Source organism: uncultured Arthrobacter sp. (genome assembly GCF_902805515.1).
GTDB lineage: Bacteria > Actinomycetota > Actinomycetes > Actinomycetales > Micrococcaceae > Arthrobacter_D.
Window position 1 is genome coordinate 1 of the sequence record NZ_CADCTE010000136.1, and the last position, 17,464, is coordinate 17,464.

Consider the following 17,464-nt stretch of genomic DNA (forward strand, 5'->3'; position numbering starts at 1 on the left):
TGCCCCGGACGTGGCGGCCGCCGCCGCCGCGCAGGGCGCCGTCGCGCACGAGCGCTGAACCGCCCCGCACGACCCCCTGCCACCGATCGGACTCCTGCATGTTCACGACCCGCCCCGAGCTGACCGGCACCTTCGGGATGGTCGCCTCCACCCACTGGCTGGCCAGCGCCGTCGGCATGTCGGTGCTCGAGCGCGGCGGCAACGCCGTCGACGCCGCCGTCAGCACCGCGTTCGTGCTGCAGGTGGTCGAGCCGCACCTCAACGGACCCGGCGGCGACGTGCCGCTCATGGTGGCCGGCCCCGACGGCGACGTGCAGGTCTACTGCGGCCAGGGCCCGACCCCGCAGGCCGCCACGCTCGAGCGCTTCCGCGAGCTCGGCCTGGACCTCGTCCCGGGCACCGGGCTGCTGGCCGCCGTCGTCCCCGGCGCCTTCGGGGCCTGGACGCTGCTGCTCGAGCAGCGCGGTACCTGGCGCCTGCGCGACGTGCTCGAGCCGGCGATCGCGTACGCCGCCGACGGCTTCCCGCTGCTCGCCTCCACGGCGACGACGGTCGCGAGGGTCGAGCAGCTGTTCCGCGACGAGTGGCCCACGTCGGCGGCGACCTGGCTGCCCGGCGGCGAGGTGCCTGCGGCCGGGTCCCGCTCGCGCAACCCCGTGCTCGCCGAGACCTGGCGCCGCGTCCTCGCCGAGGCCGAGGCGGCGGCGAGCGGCCGCGAGGAGCAGATCGCCGGGGCCCGCGACGTCTTCTACCGCGGCTTCGTCGCCGAGGCGATCGCCGAGTGGTGCGCCACGCAGGAGGTCATGGACACCTCCGGAGAGCGGCACGGCGGCCTGCTGACCGGCGACGACCTCGCCCGCTGGCAGCCGACGGTCGAGCCGTCGGTGTCGGTCGACTACGCCGGCCTCACGGTGCACAAGACCGGGCCGTGGGGGCAGGGCCCGGTGCTGCTGCAGCAGCTGCAGCTGCTCGCCGGCTACGACCTGGCCGCGATGGGTCACCTGTCCCTCGACATGGTCCACACCGTCGTCGAGTGCGGCAAGCTCGCGTTCGCCGACCGGGAGGCGTGGTACGGCGACCCTGCGGCCGTCGACGTCCCGCTGCCCACGCTGCTGTCGACCGCGTACGCCGACGAGCGCCGCGCGCTGGTCGGCGACGCCGCCTCGCTGGAGCTGCGCCCCGGGAGCCCGGACGGCCGCGAGCCGCGCCTGCCCCGGCAGGCGACCGCCGGCGGCGCCCGGCCCGCGGTGACCTCCGACGGCGCGGGAGAGCCCACGGGCACCGAGTCCCGCGTCGGCGACCACGATCACTGCGCCGATCCGCAGGCAGGCGTAGATCAGGACGGTGAGGTCAACCCCCGGCGGAACCATCAGGCTGATCCTGCTGCCGGCGCCCAGGCCGGAGCGGGCGAGCCCCGCGGCGACGGCGGCGATGTCGGTCTCCAGCCCGGCCCAGCTCATTGAGCGGCGCATCCGCCCGGCGTCCATCTCGGCAATGGCCAGCGACGAACCGTCGGCGGCCGCGGCTTCGGTGAGGCGGGTCTCCAGGGGGGTGAAGGCGCGGTCATCGGCGTCTCCGGAACGCGAAACCCTGCCCGCGTCGGAAGTGGCCCCGGTGCCTGTGGTGCTGTCCGCCGCCACGTCCCGCCGGCGGAGCCAGGAGAAGAGTGTCCCGGCGACGTCGGCGTCCTCCTGGACAAGGTGGCCGGCGTCCTCGAAGCGGTGGACGTCGGCATGCGGCAGCCTGCGGGTGAGGTCTTCCAGGTAGGTCTCCGTGAAGACCGGATCGTGCGGACCCCACAGGAGCAGCGAGGGAACGTCCAGGGTGCGGATCCCCTCGGCGATCTCCGTCAGGGCCGGAAAGCTCGGGTGGGACCGGTCGCGGGGAATGTCGGCGACGAAGTCGGCGATGCCCTTCCGCGATTCCCCGGTGCGGTAGGGCGCGCGGAAGGCGTCCCGGACCTCAGGGGCGAGCTTCGGCCGGGCCAGGGAGTGGGTGATGTCGAGGAACGCCGTGGTCGTCTGCGTTCCGGTCCGGCGCACCGGGGGAAGCAGGGCAAGGCGCAGGGGAGCGGGCAGGGGCCGGGACGGGTTCTGGTGCACCGCGGTGTTGGTCAGGACCACCCCGGCCAGGCGGGACCGGTTGCGGTGGGCGAAGCCGAGGCTGACGACGCCGCCCCAGTCGTGCCCGACGGTGACCAGGGGGCCGCGCAGGTCGGCCGCGGCGGCGAAATCCTCGAGGTCGGTGACGCGGTCGGCAAGGCGCCGGAAGACTCCGGTCCGCTGGGAGAAGCCCATGTTGAGCTGGTCAACGGCGACGACGCGCCAGCCGGCCTCCGTTCCGGCGGGCAGCAGCGTGCGCCACAGGTAGGACCAGGTGGGATTGCCGTGGACGCACAGCAGGGTTCCGCGGACCTCGGTGCCGGACTCCCGGAGGGCGGCGGCGTTGTCGAGGTAGTGCCAGGTGCGGACGGTTCCGGGATTGTCGGCGGGAGCCGACGAAGGCACGTCGAGATACGTCGACCACGAGGGGTCAACGCCGGGGAGAGCTACCACGCAATCTCCATCATTGAGGTATTGAGCCCCGAGCCCACACCGAGGCACAGCACCCGGTCCCCGGCGTTGAGGGACTGGCTTTCCTGCGCCAAAGTCATCGGCAGGGACGCGGGCCCCACGTTCCCCCAGCGGGGGAAGGTGATGGGCACCCGCTCACGCACCAGGTTCACGGCCTTGATGATGGCGTTCGTGTAGGAGTTGGAGACCTGATGGGTGACATAGCGGTCCATCGAGTCCCACTTCCATCCGTCCGTCTGCGCTTCGTGCCAGGCGTCGACCACCAGTTCGAGCCCGCCGTCGAGCAGCCCCTTGGTGTCGGTGTACATCCCGTCGACCCCGCCGACGCACAGTTCGTGGTGCTGGGTCCCGGCCCGGGAAACGCCGCCCAGGATGCGGTGGGAGCCCGGGTGCAGGTCGGCCGGGCCGATCACGGCCGCTGCCGCACCGGAGCCAAGGGTCAGGGTGGCGAACTCGCTGAGGAAGTCCTCCCGGGTGGAGGTGGGCCGGTTCAGCCGGTTGAACGTCGCCTCCTGGGTGCCCTGGGCGTCCTCGCCGGCCACGATCAGGGCGTACTTGATCTGGCCCGAGTCGATCATGTTGGCGGCCAGGGTCATGCCGTTGACGAAGCCGAGGCAGGCGTTGGTGACGTCGAAGTTCATCGCCGAGGAGGGAAGCCCGAGGGAGTGGTGGATCTTCACTGCGACCGAGGGCTCAAGGTTCCGCCGGGTGACCGAGGTGTTGATGAGCAGCCCCACCTCGCCGGGTTCGATGCCCGCCTCCGCCATGGCCTTCGCACCCGCCTCGATGGCGGCGTCGTCGAAGGCGGTGCCGGGGGACCACCAGCGGCGTTCGGTGACGCCGGCTACCCGCTCGAGCAGTCTCTTGGAGAGCCGAAGGCGCTTCAGGCTCGGGGCCAGCCGCTCGTCGAATTCCGCGGAACTGACGACTACCGGCGCCTCCACGCTCGTGACGGCGAGCAGAGCCGTATTTTCATGTCGAAACGTCGCGTTACCGGTCAAATTTCCTGCCTCGTCAACTGATGAACGCCCCGATCCAAGGGGGAAAATACCACCTTGGAGGTCGTGCCGGGGCGCCTTGGGATGCTTCCGAACCTTTGGAAAGCCTACTTGGTATTCCTCCAAGTGGTTCCTTTTTTGTTCGCACACGGTCGCGGCGGATGCGCGTCGAACCGTGCTACACGCAGTAGATTGGGAAGACCCGCCCCCTTTGGAGAACCTGACCACTGTGCATTTGAAGAGTCTAACCGTGCGAGGCTTCAAGTCGTTCGCATCAGCGACGACGTTCGACTTCGAGCCGGGCGTCACGGCGGTCGTCGGACCCAACGGATCCGGCAAGTCGAACGTCGTGGACGCGCTGGCGTGGGTGATGGGCGAACAGGGCGCCAAAACCCTGCGCGGCGGCAAGATGGAGGACGTCATCTTCGCGGGCACGGCGGGGCGGCCGCCGCTGGGCCGGGCCCAGGTCACCCTCACCATCGACAACGCCGACGGCGCACTGCCGATCGAATATTCCGAGGTGACGATTTCCCGTACGCTTTTCCGCTCGGGCGGATCGGAATACGCGATCAATGGCAGGAATTGCCGGTTACTTGACATTCAGGAGCTTTTGTCGGATTCGGGTCTGGGCCGGGAAATGCACGTCATTGTCGGCCAGGGCCAGCTCGATAAGGTCCTCCACGCAACCCCCGAGGAACGCCGGGGCTTCATCGAGGAGGCAGCGGGCATCCTCAAGCACCGCCGCCGCCGCGAGAAGACCGTGCGGAAGCTCGAGTCGATGGAAGCGAACCTCGCGCGCCTGACCGACCTGACGGCGGAGCTGCGCCGGCAGCTGACGCCGCTGGGCAAGCAGGCCGAGGTGGCCCGCCGGGCCCAGCAGGTGCAGTTCGAGGTCCGCGACGCGCGGGCGCGGCTGCTCGCCGACGAACTGGTCCAGCTGCAGGAGACACTCGCCCGGGAGGCGGCGGACGAAACGGCGGCCCGCCAGCGTCATGCCGAGGTCGAAGCCCTCCTCGAGGCGCAGCGGGAACGTCAGGGCGGACTCGAGCGGCTCGCCGCCGAGGCCGCACCGGCCCTGGCCCGGGCGCGGGACGACTGGTACCGGCTCACGGCCGTCGCCGAGCGGTACCGGTCGCTTCAGGCCCTCGCGGCCGAACGCTCCAAGCTGCTCGGCGTGCCGGCCGCCGCCCCCGACCGGGGCAGGGACCCCGACGAACTCGACCGGCAGGCCCGCCGGCTTCGGGCCGAGGAGGAGGAGCTCAAGGCCCAGATCCGGGAGAACGCCCGGGAACTCGAATCGGCCATCGTCGGCCGGGCGGAAGCGGAGGAGGCTGCCGCGGCCGAGGAGAAGCGACTGACGGCGCTGCTGCGCGCCGCAGCCGACCGCCGGGAAGGGGTGGCCCGCCTCGCCGGCCAGGTGGGAGCGGCCCGGTCGCGGGTCGAATCGGTCGAGGCCGAACTGGGCCGCCTCGGCGGCTCCATCGCCGAGGCGCTGGCGCGGCAGGAAGCGGCCGAACGTGAGTTCGCCGCCCTGGAAGAGCAGGTGGCCGGCGCCGTGGACGGCGAGGAGGGCCTGGATGCAGCCTACGAAGATGCTCAGGCCGAGCTCGAACGGCTCGCGGGGATCACAACGGCCCTGGATGAAAGCGGCCGTGCCGCCGAACGCGAGCGGGACGCCCTGGCCGCACGCCGCGGGGCGCAGTCGGAGGGCCTGCGGCAGCGGGACGGCTCACAGGCGCTCTTGGCTGCCGGGATTCCCGGGGTTCGAGAGCCGCTCGCCGGACTGATCCGGGTCGAACCGGGCTACGAAACCGCCGTCGCCGCGGCCCTCGCGGGCCTCACCGACGCCGTCGCCGTTGCCGATGCGGGCACCGCCGTGGCGGCGCTGCGCCGGATGAAGGAGGACGACGCCGGGCAGGTGGCCGTCGTCGTCGCCGGTCCTGCAGGTTCCGGCGGGAAGGCGGCACTGTCCTCCGGTTCCGAACTGGCAGGCGCCGGCCCGGACACCGGCTCGACGGCCGGAGCGGCAGTCGCCCTGCCTGCCGGTGCGCGGTACGTCCTGGATCTCCTCTCCGCGGCCCCGGCTCTGCGGCATTCGCTCGCGGCGGTGCTGGACGGGGTTGTCGTCGTCGAGGACCTCGATGCGGCGCACGCGGCCGTGCAGCGCCAGCCGGGCCTGACCGCTGTCACCCGGGACGGCGACACCGTGTCGGCCTCCACGGCCCGGGGCGGTTCGCCCGGAGCTCCGAGCCTGCTGGAGATCCAGGCGGCCGTCGAGGAGACGACCCGGCGGCTGGAGCACGCGTCAGCCCAGGCGGAGGACATCACGCGCAGGCTCGCCGACGCGGCAGTGCAGAAACAGCTCGCCGCGGAACGCGCCGCCGCGGCGCTGGAGAAGCTCCACGAGTCCGACGCGCGCCTCTCGGCCGTCGAGGAGAAACTCGGTCAGCTCGGTTCGGCCGTGCGCTCCGCCGGTGGGGAGGCCGACCGTCTCCGGAAGCTCGCCCAAACCGCCGAGGGAACGCTCGGGCTCGAGCGCACGAAGCTCAAGGACGCCGAAGAGCGGCTCGCCGCGGTCCAGGAGCTGCCGGATGACCCGGACCCCTCGACCGAGGTGCGGGACCGGCTCTCCGCCGCCGCCGGAGCCGCACGCCAGGCCGAGATGGACGCCCGGCTCACGCTGAGGAGCGCCGAGGAGCAGCTCCACGCGCTCGCCAGCCGGGCCGCCTCCCTCGAGCGCGCCGCGGCCAGCGAACGGCAGGCACGCCTGCAGGCGGCCGAGCGGGCCCGTATCCGGCAGGCGCAGGCGGCCCGGGCCCGGGCCGTCGCTGCTGCGGCGGGCACGGTGCTCGAGTTCATCGCCGCTTCGATCGCCGCGGCGGAGCGGCTCAGGGCGGCCGCCGAGCGGCGTGCGGCGGACACCGAGGCCCAGCTGGGCCAGGCCCGGGCGGCTTATGAGGCGCTGGTGGCCGAACTGGCCCGCCTGACCGACGCCCTGCACCGCGACGAACTGGTGCGGGCCGGCCAGCGCCTGCGCATCGAGGCGCTGGAGAACCGTTCGGTCGAAGAACTTGGGCTCACCCCCGAACACCTGACGGCCGAATACGGGCCGCACCTGCCCGTCCCCTCGGCCACGGCGCCGGAGGACAAGTGGGCCGAACTGCGGCTTCCGGTGGACGACGACGGCCGCGTTATCGCCGAGGGTGTGCCCTTCGTGCGGACCGAGCAGGAAAAGCGGCTCCGGCGAGCCGAGCGTGACCTGGCCGCACTCGGGAAGGTCAACCCGCTCGCGCTCGAGGAGTTCGCCGCCCTCGAGGAACGCCATACCTTCCTCAGCACCCAGCTGGGGGACCTCAAGGCCACGCGCAAGGATCTCCTCGACATCATCCGCGAGGTCGACGAGCGGGTGGAGGAGGTGTTCACCGCCGCCTACCGCGACACCGCCGTCCAGTTCGAGCACGTCTTCGGGCGGCTCTTCCCCGGCGGCGAGGGAAGGCTGGTGCTGACCGACCCCGGGGACATGCTCGCCACCGGGATCGAGGTGGAGGCCCGGCCCGCCGGCAAGCGCATCAAGCGGCTGTCGCTGCTCTCCGGCGGTGAGCGCTCGCTGACCGCCGTCGCCCTGCTGGTGGCGATCTTCCGGGCCCGGCCCTCGCCGTTCTACGTGATGGACGAGGTGGAGGCCGCCCTTGACGACACGAACCTGGGCCGGCTGCTCTCCATCTTCGAGGAGCTCCGGGAGTCGAGCCAGCTGATCATCATCACCCACCAGAAGCGCACCATGGAGGTCGCCGACGCCCTCTACGGGGTGTCGATGCGCGGAGACGGCGTCTCGGCGGTGATCAGCCAGCGGCTGGTGGGCGCCTGAGCCGTCAGGCCGCCGTCGGCGGTGCGGCCGAGCCGCGGGCGGGGAGCGTCTCCCGGGAGCCGAGCCACAGCACGAAGGCCGCCGCGGTCAGCGCCCCGGTCACCACGAACGCCAGCGCGAAGGACCCGGAGGGGAGCTGGTCGATGATGATGCCGGCGAGGATGGGCCCGAAGATGGCCCCGGTGTCGCTGGCCATCTGGAAGACCGCAAGGACCTTCCCGCCGCTGCGCTCGCTGCCGACGACGTCGGCCACCACGGCCTGCTGGGCCGGGTTCAGGATGCCGGCGCCCACGCCGCCGATGACGCAGATGGCAAGGAAGACCGGGACGTTTCCGGCGAACCCGAGGGCGGCCATGGCGAGACCGTTGACGGCCAGGCCGATGAGGAGCATCGGGCGGCGCCCCCAGGTGTCGGCGAGGCGGCCCGACACCGTCAGGGCCAGGGCCGTCCCGCCGGCGAAGAACGCGAGCGAGATGCCCGCGATGCCGGGGCCGGCGTCGAGCACGACGGTAGCGAACAGCGGAACCAGGGCCAGCCGCACACCGAAGGAGGACCAGCCGTTGGCGAAGCTCGACAGCAGCGACGCCCGGTACGCCGAGTCCTTGAGGGCTTCCCGCACCGTGAGCACCGACTGGGCGGCTCCGGCCCGCCGGTCCCCGAGTTGGGTGTCCTTGAGCTGGAAGAACACGACGGCGGAAGCGATCAGCAACGCCCCCGCATAGACAAGGAAGGGAACCCGCAGCCCAAAGCCGGCCAGCAGCCCGCCGAGAATCGGGCCGCCGATGCTGCCGAGCAGGAAGGCCGATGCATAGGCGCTCGAAATCCGCCCCCGGATTCCGGCCGGCGCCAGGCGGACGATCAGGCCCAGCGCGGAGACGGTGAACATGGTCGAGCCGATGCCGCCGAGCCCGCGGAAGATCAGCAGCTGCCAGTAGTTTTCCGCGAAGGCGCACGCCGCCGTCGACAGCGCCACGATCAGCAGACCCACCACGTACACCGGCCGCTCGCCGAGACGCTCGATCAGCCGGCCGCCGGCCGGGGCGAAGATGAGCCGGGTGAAGGCAAAGGCACTGACAATCACCGAGGCGGCGGTGACTCCCACATCGAAGCTCTGCGCGAACTGGGGGAGCACCGGGGCGACGAGCCCGAAGCCGATGGCGATGACGAACGCGGAGGCGATCAGCACCTTGATTTCGCGCGGAATCCGCTCCTGCTCCTTGCGGATGGGCCGGCCGGCCGGAGGGAAGGGAAGCAGCCTGCGAAGGCCGGGGCGCTGGGGATTTCGAACCATAGGAAGGAGTCTTCCACTGCAGGCGGCCGGATGCTCAATCGCCTCGTGTGAGAAGCTGGAACAGTGAATGAGACTCTCCAGATCGTAATCTTTTTCGTGATCGCCATCGCAGTCGTCGGCTCCGCCGCCGTCCTGCTGCTCAAGGGGCGCCGCACGCCTCCCGGGGCCTACCCGACGATTCGGGATGCCGATGACAGGGGCGGTCTCGACGTTCACGGGGCGACCTCCGTTGACCTTGTCGACGGCGAACTGGCGACCACCCCGGGCGTCGTCGTCCCCGACGATCTCAGCGGACTCGACGAGGCCGTCATTGAGCTACCGACCACCGAGCGGCCGGAGCCGGTGCAGGGCAGGCTGGCCCGGCTCCGCGCCCGGCTGGTGCGCTCCAACACCGCCCTGGGCAAGGGCCTGCTGGCGCTGCTGTCGCGGGACAAGATCGACGAGGACGTCTGGGATGAGGTGGAGGAGACCCTCCTGCTGGCCGACCTCGGCACCGAGCCCACCACCGAACTGGTCGACGCGCTGCGCGCCCGCGTCAAGGTCTCGGGCAGCCGCAGCCCCGAAGAGGTCAAGGAGATGCTCCGCGAGGAGCTCATCAAGCTCGTCGACCCCACCATGGACCGGTCGCTGGCAACCGATCGCCACCTCGACCGCCCGGCCATCGTCCTGGTCGTGGGCGTGAACGGTGTGGGCAAGACCACCACCGTGGGCAAGCTCGCCCGGGTGCTCGTCGCCGAGGACAAGGACGTGCTCCTTGGCGCGGCCGACACCTTCCGTGCCGCCGCCGCCGAGCAGCTCGCCACCTGGGGCCAGCGCGTCGGGGTGCCCACCGTGAAGTCCGACATCGACGGCGCCGACCCCGCCTCGGTCGCCTTCGAGGCGGTCAAGGCCGGGATCGACCAGGAGGTCGACGTCGTGATGATCGACACCGCCGGACGCCTGCAGAACAAGGTCGGCCTGATGGATGAACTCGGGAAGGTCAAGCGGGTCATCGAGAAGCAGGGCACCGTCGATGAGGTGCTCCTCGTCCTTGACGCCACCACCGGTCAGAACGGGCTCAACCAGGCAAAGGTGTTCTCCGAGGTCGTCAACGTCACCGGCATCGTCCTCACCAAGCTCGACGGCACCGCCAAGGGCGGCATCGTCGTCGCCATCCAACGCAGCCTCGGCGTACCCGTGAAGCTGGTGGGCCTCGGCGAGGGCGCCGACGACCTGGCGCCCTTCGAGGCCGAAAGCTTCGTGGACGCCCTCCTTAACTAGAGCCGCGCGGCGCTCCCCGGCTTCGGGGAGCGCCGCCGGGCCCAGGGCGGGACGGCCCGTGGTGCGGTGGGAAACACCACCGAAACACGGCCGTCACCGCCCTTTTACGTGGGCGCGGAACCAGTAACCTGCGCGAAACCTAAACCCTCATGCCCGGAAACACCGGCACGTCACTCTTGAGGAGCGGGAAGTGCCCGCCACCTCTGAGAGGACGTGAAAATGGATCTGACAGCAGGTCACGTCTGGGTCATGGTTTCGGCCGCCCTGGTACTGCTTATGACGCCGGGTCTAGCCTTCTTCTACGGCGGCATGACCCGCGCGAAGGCCGCCCTGAACATGATGATGATGAGCTTCATCGCGGTGGGCCTCGTGGGAATCGTCTGGGTGTTGTGGGGCTACTCAATGACCGGCGGGGACGGAGTGGCCCAGCTCTTCGGCAATACCTTCGCCTCGTTCGGGCTTCAGGACCTGATCGGCACCGAGGATCTGATCGGCGCCGGCTACGGTGTGACGTTCGCGATCATCACCGTCGCCCTGATCAGCGGCGCGATTGCCGACCGGGCGAAGTTCGGCGCGTGGTCGCTGTTCGTCCCCATCTGGGTCACCCTTGTCTACTGCCCGCTCGCCTTCATGGTGTGGGGCGGCGGGCTCCTGAGCGCCGACGGCCTCATCGGCGGCGCCGTGGGTGAGGCGATCGACTTCGCCGGCGGCACCGTGGTGCATATCAGTGCAGGCGTCGCGGCGCTGGTGCTCGCAGTGATCCTGGGCAAGCGCCAGGGCTTCGGCAAGGACCCGGCGCAGCGCCCCCACAACATCCCCCTGGTGATGCTCGGCGCCGCCCTCCTGTGGTTCGGCTGGTTCGGCTTCAACGGCGGCGCGGCGTCAACGGCCGAGGAGGCCGGGCTGATCTGGATCAACACCATGGCCGCCCCCGCTGCCGCGATGGTCGGCTGGCTGGTCACCGAGCGCTTCCGCGACGGACGGCCCACCTCCCTTGGGGCAGCATCAGGGATCGTGGCGGGCCTTGTCGCCATCACCCCCGCCTGCGCCAACGTGAGCCCGATCGGCGCGATCGGCCTCGGCCTCGTCGCAGGGCTGCTGTGCGCGCTCGCCGTGGGCATCAAGTACCGCCTCGGCTTCGATGATTCCCTCGACGTGGTCGCGGTGCACCTGGTGGCCGGCGTCACCGGCACCGTGGCCCTCGGCTTCATCGCCCTTCCGGTGGACGGCGCCGGCGGCGGCCTGTTCTACGGAGGCGGAGCCGCGCAGCTCGTCGCCCAGCTCGTCTCGGTCCTCGTCGCCATCACGCTGTCGGCCGTCATGACCGCACTGATCGGCGTGGCCATCCACCGGACCATCGGGTTCCGCATCACCTCCGACAACGAGGTGGCCGGCGTCGACCTGTCCGAGCACGCGGAGACGGCCTACGAGTTCGGCGGCCTCGGCGTCGGCGGGTCCTTCCACCCGTTCGCCGACCAGTTCCGTGACAAGAAGACCATCGAGCAGACGGAGAGCGTGAACTCATGAAACTGGTGACAGCGATTGTCCGACCGGACAAACTCGACAATGTGCGCGGCGCCCTTGAGACCTACGGCGTGCAGGGCCTGACGGTCAGCCAGGCCAGCGGCTACGGCAGGCAGCGCGGGCACACCGAGGTCTACCGGGGTGCGGAGTACACGGTGGACCTGCTCCCCAAGGCGCGGGTCGAGGTGCTCGTCTCCGACGAGTGGGTCCGCGACATCGTCGACGTACTCGTCTCGACCGCGAACACCGGAAGCGCCGGCGACGGCAAGGTCTGGGTCATCCCCGTCGAGGACGCCGTCCGCGTCCGCACGGGGGAGCGCGGCGAGGCGGCGCTCTGAACCCTCCGCCGTCAACCGGCACCGAATAGGTCCTACGGCACTGGATAAGTCAGCAGGCACCCAAAAGGAGGCACCCCCGGCCGGGGGTGCCTCCTTTTGTCTGCGGTGGCCAGCCGTCGGGGCGAGCCCCCGCCGTCAGGCGCCCGGCAGCGGAGTGTCCAGCTTCGAGGTCTCCCACGACGTCGGGCCCTGGGTTCCGGCGGGGTACTCCTCGAGGGGCACCTCACCGGCGGCCCACGCCGCAAGCACCGGCTCGACGATGCGCCAGCAGTCCTCGGCGATGTCGCTGCGCACCGACAGCGTCGGGTCGCCGGAGAGCACCCCGTCAAGGACCTCGCCGTAGGGCAGCAGGTCCGTGGCGTTCAGTTCGGCCGTCAGGGTCGCGCGGTCGAGGGAGAACATGTCGCCGGGGCCGTTGACGTCCAGGTCGAGCTGAAGCGTGTCGGGGCCGAACCCGATGCGCAGGCGCGTGGGGGTATCCATCCCGGTGAAACCATGCGGGAGGTGGTTCACCGGTTTGAAGGTGATGAGGGCCTCCTTGCGCTTCACTCCGAGGGCCTTGCCCGACCGGAGGATGAACGGCACGCCCGCCCACCGGTCGTTGTTGATGGAGACGGTCACCTCGGCGAGGGTCTCGGTGCCCAGGGAGCCGTCGACGCCGGGCTCCGCCGTGTAGTCGGGCACCTCGCGGCCCTTGATGCTGCCGGCGGTGTACCGTGCGCGGCGGCTGCTGCCCGGAACACTCATGTCGATCGAGCTGGCGCGAAGCGCCGACCCGATGTGGTCACGGAGGTCGCGCTCGTGGAGTGTGGAGGGGGCGTTGAGGGCCAGCAGCGCCATGACGTGGAGCAGGTGGCTCTGGATCATGTCGCGCAGCGCGCCGGCGCGGTCGTAGTAGCGGGCGCGGTTCTCCAGGGCCAGGTCCTCGTCGAAGATCACCTCGACCTTGTCGATGTGGAGGTTGTTCCAGACCGGCTCGAGGATCCGGTTGGCGAAGCGCATGCCCAGGATGTTGAACACCGTGGCCTTGCCGAGGAAGTGGTCGACCCGGTGGATGTTGTGCTCCGGGACCAGTTTGGCGAGGCCGAGGTTGAGCTGGTGGGCCGATTCCCGGTCGGTGCCGAACGGCTTCTCCATCACCAGCCGTGTATCTGCCGGAAGGCCGAACTGGGCGGCGGCGGTGCAGGCCAGCTGGCTCACCGTCGGGGGAAGGGCGAAGTAGATCGCGACGGGACCTTCGAGGGAGGCGACGAGCTCGGTGAGCACCCCTCCGGCCGTGACGTCGATGTGGTGGTAGGTGCTCGTGTCCCGCACCTCCTGCAGGGCCCGCCTGCCTTGCTCACCGCTTGTCTCAATCGCCGCGGCGAAGGACTCGTCGATCCGGGCACGCCACTTTTCGTTATCCCAGGGATCCGACCCGGCTCCGACGAGGGTGAGCCCCTTGGCCCGGCCGGTTCGGATCAGCCGGCCGAGTCCGGGCAGCAGGAGCCTGCCGGTGAGGTCGCCGGAGGCGCCGAGGATCAGGAGCGTCCGGACGCGCGTATCGGCCGTGACGGCAACCGTTCCGGGTTCTGTAAGGGAAGAAGTATTCACCCCTACACCCTGCCACTTTCGGGCGCCCATGTCTCGCAGTCGGGCGCCCGGCGGACCCGCTTCCGTAGCCTCCTTGGTACCCTTGAGATTGAGTCTTTCCAACCTCCGATGAAAGTAGTTCACGGCCTGTGTTCAATTCACTCTCCGACCGGTTGACCGCGACGTTCAAAAACCTCCGCGGCAAGGGGCGCCTGACCGAAGCAGATATCGACGCGACGGTCCGGGAAATCCGCCGGGCCCTGCTTGACGCCGACGTCGCCGTTCCCGTGGTGCGTGCCTTCACCGCCAGCGTCAAGGAGCGCGCGCTCGGACTCGAGGTGTCCCAGGCCCTGAACCCGGGCCAGCAGGTCGTGAAGATCGTCAACGAGGAGCTGGTGGGCATCCTCGGCGGGGAGACCCGCCGGATCCGGCTGGCCAAGACGCCGCCGACGGTGATCATGCTCGCCGGTCTGCAGGGCGCAGGTAAGACCACCCTGGCCGGGAAGCTCGCGAAGTGGCTCAAGGGCCAGGGCCACAGCCCCCTGCTGGTCGCCGCCGACCTGCAGCGCCCGAACGCTGTGCGCCAGCTCCAGGTCAACGGAGAGCGGGCCGGCGTCCCGGTGTACGCACCGCACCCCGGGGTCAGCTCCGAATTCGAGGCCGCCACCGGGGACCCCGTCGCCGTCGCCCGCCAGGGCGTGGCCGAGGCCCGTACTCGACTCCACGACGTCGTCATCGTTGACACCGCCGGACGGCTCGGCGTCGACGCCGAACTGATGCAGCAGGCCGCTGACATCCGTGCCGCGATCAGCCCCGACGAGGTGCTCTTCGTCATCGACGCCATGATCGGCCAGGACGCGGTGAACACCGCGCTCGCGTTCGATGAAGGCGTCAACTTCACCGGCGTCGTGCTGACCAAGCTCGACGGCGACGCACGCGGCGGTGCCGCCCTCTCGGTCGCCTCGGTCACGGGCAAGCCCGTCATGTTCGCCTCCACCGGCGAGGGCCTCGGGGACTTCGAGCTGTTCCACCCCGACCGCATGGCCTCGCGCATTCTCGACATGGGCGACATCCTGACCCTGATCGAGCAGGCCGAGCAGTCGTGGGACAAGGACGAAGCAGCACGGATGGCGAAGAAGTTCGCCGACCAGGAGGACTTCACCCTCGACGACTTCCTTGCCCAGATGCAGCAGATCCGCAACATGGGCTCGATGAAGAAGATGCTCATGATGATGCCCGGCGCCGCCGGCATGCGCGAGCAGCTCGAAAACTTCGACGAGCGCGAGATCGACCGGGTCGAAGCGATCGTCCGGTCGATGACCCCGCACGAGCGCCTCGCGCCGAAGATCATCAACGGTTCACGCCGGGCACGCATCGCCCGCGGTTCGGGCGTGCACGTCTCCGAGGTCAACGGGCTGCTTGAGCGGTTCGGCCAGGCCCAGAAGATGATGCGCAAGATGGCCTCGGGCGGCGGCATTCCGGGCATGCCGGGGATGGCCGGTCCCGGAGGGTTCGGCGGCCAGCGCAAGAAGGCCGCCGCGGCCAAGGGCAAGAAGAAGGCCCGCTCGGGAAACCCCGCGAAGGCCGCCCAGGAACTTGCGGCAGCCGAGGCCCGGCGCAGCGCGGCCCGCAGCGCCGCACCGACCGGTGCGGCGTTCGGAAACGCCGGCGACTTCGACCCGGCGTCGCTGAACCTGCCCAAGGGCTTCGAGAAGTTCCTCGGCAAGTAGCACCCGACCCCGGCCGCAGGCCCGGCCTGCCGCACCGCCGGCGGGCCGCGGCACGGGCTGACGGCAACAGATTGGCAGCATGACGCAGGAACGCATTGTCTTTGTCCATGGCAGCGGCTCGTTTGGTGCGGCCGCCTGGCCGCGGCAGCACGGACTGGCGCTTCGCTATGACTGCCTGTTCCTGCGCCGGCACGGCTTCGACGCCGAGGCCGAGCCGCTGCCGACCGACCACGGCGAGGACCAGCGGATCATCACCGAGGCCCTCGGCGACGGCGGCCACCTGGTGGCCCATTCCCAGGGCGCGATCTCGGCGATGATCACCGCCGTCGAGCGGCCCGACCTGATCCGCTCGCTCACCCTGATCGAACCGGCGTGCCTGTCACTCACGGCCGACCTGCCGGTCACGGCCGCCCACATCGAACTCGTCACCCCGCTGTTCGAGCAGCGCAGCGAACTCACCGACGAGCAGTTCCTCAAGCAGTTCGTCCGGCTGCTCTTCGCGGCCGAGGCCGAGCAGCCCGCCACTGAGGACGAGCGCCGCAGCGCCCGGCGGCTGCGGCTGCAGGCCCCGCCGTGGACCGCGCCGCTGCACATCGTCCCGGGCGTGCCCACCCTGGTGCTGACCGGGGGATGGGAGCCGCTGTACGAGGAGGTTGCGGGCTACCTTGCGGGAACCGGGGCCGTGCACCGCGTCACTCCCGGAGCCCACCGCCCCCACGACACCGACGAAGGGGACCGGGTGGTCCGGGACTTTCTGCGCTCGTCCGCTGTCGAACGTCCCGCCCCTCCGGGAATAAGTTGAAGCTTCAAGTGTTAACTCCATAAGGACCTTACCTAGGAGGACACCATGACCATCGATCTGCTGCCGCCGCACACCGGAATGGCAACCGTCACGCTCAAGGTTGGCAACCTGGACGCCATGGCCCGCTACTACACCGACGCCCTCGGCCTCGTACAGCTTGCCGGGCCGGACGGCGGTGACCGGGCCGGGCTGTACCTGGGGCGCGGGTCCACCCCGCTGATCCATCTCTCCCCGGCCGCCGGGCTCCGCCTTCCGGCGCCCACCGAGGCGGGCCTGTTCCACACGGCACTGCTCTTCGCCAGCCGGACCGACCTGGCTGCGACAGTGGCCAGCGCAGCACGCCATCCGGACAGCCGGTTCGTCGGGAGCGCCGACCACCTCGTCAGCGAGGCGTTCTACTTCACCGACCCCGAAGGCAACGGGATCGAACTGTACTTCGACAAGCCGCGGACGACCTGGCAATGGACCGGCACCGGCCCGTCCCGGAGCGTCGTGATGGACAACCGGGCCCTGCCGCCGGCTCAGTACCTCACCGACCACCTGACCGAATCGGCCGCCGGCGGCCTGCGGAAGGCGGGCGCCGGCGTCGGGCACGTCCACCTCCAAGTCGGGGACATCGACACCGCGCAGGCCTTCTATGTCGACACCCTCGGCTTCGAGCGCACGGCCGGCTGGCACGGGCAGGCCCTCTTCGTATCCGCCGGCGGCTACCACCACCACATGGCGATGAACGTCTGGAACAGCAGGGGGGCCGGGCCGCGGCAGGACACCCTCGGACTCGGCGAGGTCCTCATCACCGTGCCGGCCGCCGACGACGTCGATGCACTCGCCGACCGGCTGCGGTTCGCGGGCATCGAACGGCACTCCACGGGGGTGGAACTGCGCTTCCGCGACCCCTGGAACAACAGCATCCGGGTCGCCGTAGGCGCGCCCGCCGCAGGAATCGCCCAAACACCCCACCGTCTGGCACAATAGATTCGTACTCGATCCGTGCAGCCCCTCTCTCTGTGCGTGAATTGTGTCCTTTGAACCCCTCCGAATGGCCCGCCCCACGGGAGCAGGATGACGGGTTCGCCCCTTTCATTATCAAGGAGTGACCACACAAGTGGCCGTAAAGATTCGCCTCAAGCGCATGGGCAAGATCCGCGCACCTTTCTACCGTGTCGTCGTCATGGATGCACGCGCCAAGCGTGATGGCCGTGCCCTCGAGGAAATCGGTAAGTACAACCCCACCGAGGAGCCCTCGTTCATCGAGATCAACTCCGACCGTGCGCAGTACTGGCTCGGCGTCGGCGCCCAGCCGACCGAGCAGGTCTCGGCACTGCTGAAGATCACCGGTGACTGGCAGAAGTTCAAGGGTCTCGAGGGCCAGGAAGGCACTCTGCGGACCAAGGCGCCCAAGGAAGCATTCGTTGCTCCCGAAAAGGGTTCAGTGATCGTCCCCGAGGCCATCACCCCCAAGGCCAAGAAGGCCGAAGAGGCCGCGGAAGCACCCGAGGCCGAGTAAG

The 17,464-nt window shown here is 70.2% G+C and carries 11 protein-coding genes and 2 pseudogenes; 9 read left to right on the plus strand and 4 right to left on the minus strand.

The genetic code is table 11. The features are described from left to right. Nucleotides 1-176 precede the first annotated feature (176 nt). A pseudogene (locus tag QZX79_RS12060) lies at nt 177-1,160 on the plus strand (gamma-glutamyltransferase); the annotation flags it as partial. A 162-nt stretch (nt 1,161-1,322) separates the two neighbouring features. Here QZX79_RS12060 and QZX79_RS12065 read toward each other — a convergent pair. Together QZX79_RS12065 and QZX79_RS12070 are read right to left on the minus strand one after the other, a co-directional pair. After that, nucleotides 1,323-2,603: pseudogene (locus tag QZX79_RS12065) on the minus strand (alpha/beta fold hydrolase); the annotation flags it as partial. After that, nucleotides 2,549-3,574, minus strand: a complete 1,026-nt coding sequence (locus QZX79_RS12070; protein ID WP_294568516.1) for a 3-oxoacyl-ACP synthase III — start codon at nt 3,572-3,574, stop codon at nt 2,549-2,551. The gene QZX79_RS12070 and the pseudogene QZX79_RS12065, both read right to left, overlap by 55 nt. A gap of 226 nt (nt 3,575-3,800) precedes the next feature. Here QZX79_RS12070 and smc point away from each other — a divergent pair, with 226 nt between their 5' ends. Then, nucleotides 3,801-7,439: a chromosome segregation protein SMC gene (gene smc / locus QZX79_RS12075; RefSeq protein WP_294568517.1), complete on the plus strand. Its 3,639-nt coding sequence runs from the start codon at nt 3,801-3,803 to the stop codon at nt 7,437-7,439. 4 nt (nt 7,440-7,443) lie between these two features. On the opposite strand, the gene QZX79_RS12080 is transcribed toward smc, so the two are convergent. Next, the gene (locus QZX79_RS12080) at nt 7,444-8,730 is read right to left on the minus strand and encodes an MFS transporter (protein WP_294568518.1); all 1,287 of its coding nucleotides are present in this window, start codon (nt 8,728-8,730) and stop codon (nt 7,444-7,446) included. A gap of 63 nt (nt 8,731-8,793) precedes the next feature. Between QZX79_RS12080 and ftsY the strand changes: the two genes are divergently transcribed. The 3 genes from ftsY (at nt 8,794) to QZX79_RS12095 (ending at nt 11,852) form a co-directional block, all read left to right on the plus strand. Continuing rightward, nucleotides 8,794-9,990: a signal recognition particle-docking protein FtsY gene (gene ftsY / locus QZX79_RS12085; RefSeq protein ID WP_294568519.1), complete on the plus strand. Its 1,197-nt coding sequence runs from the start codon at nt 8,794-8,796 to the stop codon at nt 9,988-9,990. A gap of 219 nt (nt 9,991-10,209) precedes the next feature. Further along, nucleotides 10,210-11,517, plus strand: coding sequence for an ammonium transporter (locus QZX79_RS12090; RefSeq protein ID WP_294568520.1), 1,308 nt, complete (start codon nt 10,210-10,212; stop codon nt 11,515-11,517). Then, nucleotides 11,514-11,852, plus strand: coding sequence for a P-II family nitrogen regulator (locus QZX79_RS12095; protein WP_120165335.1), 339 nt, complete (start codon nt 11,514-11,516; stop codon nt 11,850-11,852). Before QZX79_RS12090 ends, QZX79_RS12095 begins: the two co-directional genes overlap by 4 nt. Nucleotides 11,853-11,987: 135 nt before the next feature. Here the strand turns inward: QZX79_RS12095 and QZX79_RS12100 are convergent, their stop codons facing one another. Beyond that, entirely contained in the window at nt 11,988-13,445 is a 1,458-nt protein-coding gene (locus QZX79_RS12100) for a glucose-6-phosphate dehydrogenase (protein ID WP_294568521.1), read from the minus strand. A 128-nt stretch (nt 13,446-13,573) separates the two neighbouring features. Here QZX79_RS12100 and ffh point away from each other — a divergent pair, with 128 nt between their 5' ends. The 4 genes from ffh (at nt 13,574) to rpsP (ending at nt 17,463) form a co-directional block, all read left to right on the plus strand. After that, the gene (gene ffh, locus QZX79_RS12105; protein ID WP_294568522.1) at nt 13,574-15,154 is read left to right on the plus strand and encodes a signal recognition particle protein; all 1,581 of its coding nucleotides are present in this window, start codon (nt 13,574-13,576) and stop codon (nt 15,152-15,154) included. A 79-nt stretch (nt 15,155-15,233) separates the two neighbouring features. Then, a complete protein-coding gene (locus QZX79_RS12110) occupies nt 15,234-15,956 on the plus strand; it encodes an alpha/beta fold hydrolase (RefSeq protein WP_294568523.1) in 723 nt (240 codons plus the stop codon). Between the two features lie 45 nt (nt 15,957-16,001). After that, entirely contained in the window at nt 16,002-16,931 is a 930-nt protein-coding gene (locus tag QZX79_RS12115; protein WP_294568524.1) for a VOC family protein, read from the plus strand. 130 nt (nt 16,932-17,061) lie between these two features. Next, nucleotides 17,062-17,463 carry a 30S ribosomal protein S16 gene (gene rpsP, locus QZX79_RS12120; protein WP_120165340.1) on the plus strand — a complete coding sequence of 134 codons (402 nt, stop codon included), beginning with the start codon at nt 17,062-17,064 and terminating at the stop codon, nt 17,461-17,463. The last annotated feature ends 1 nt before the right edge of the window (nt 17,464 follow it).

What these genes read in the sequence shown, in the direction of transcription:
- QZX79_RS12080 (WP_294568518.1), bottom strand. Translation starts at nt 8,730, where the DNA reads ATGGTTCGAAATCCCCAGCGCCCCGGCCTTCGCAGGCTGCTTCCCTTC.
- QZX79_RS12090 (WP_294568520.1), top strand. Translation starts at nt 10,210, where the DNA reads ATGGATCTGACAGCAGGTCACGTCTGGGTCATGGTTTCGGCCGCCCTG.
- QZX79_RS12095 (WP_120165335.1), top strand. Translation starts at nt 11,514, where the DNA reads ATGAAACTGGTGACAGCGATTGTCCGACCGGACAAACTCGACAATGTG.
- QZX79_RS12110 (WP_294568523.1), top strand. Translation starts at nt 15,234, where the DNA reads ATGACGCAGGAACGCATTGTCTTTGTCCATGGCAGCGGCTCGTTTGGT.
- QZX79_RS12115 (WP_294568524.1), top strand. Translation starts at nt 16,002, where the DNA reads ATGACCATCGATCTGCTGCCGCCGCACACCGGAATGGCAACCGTCACG.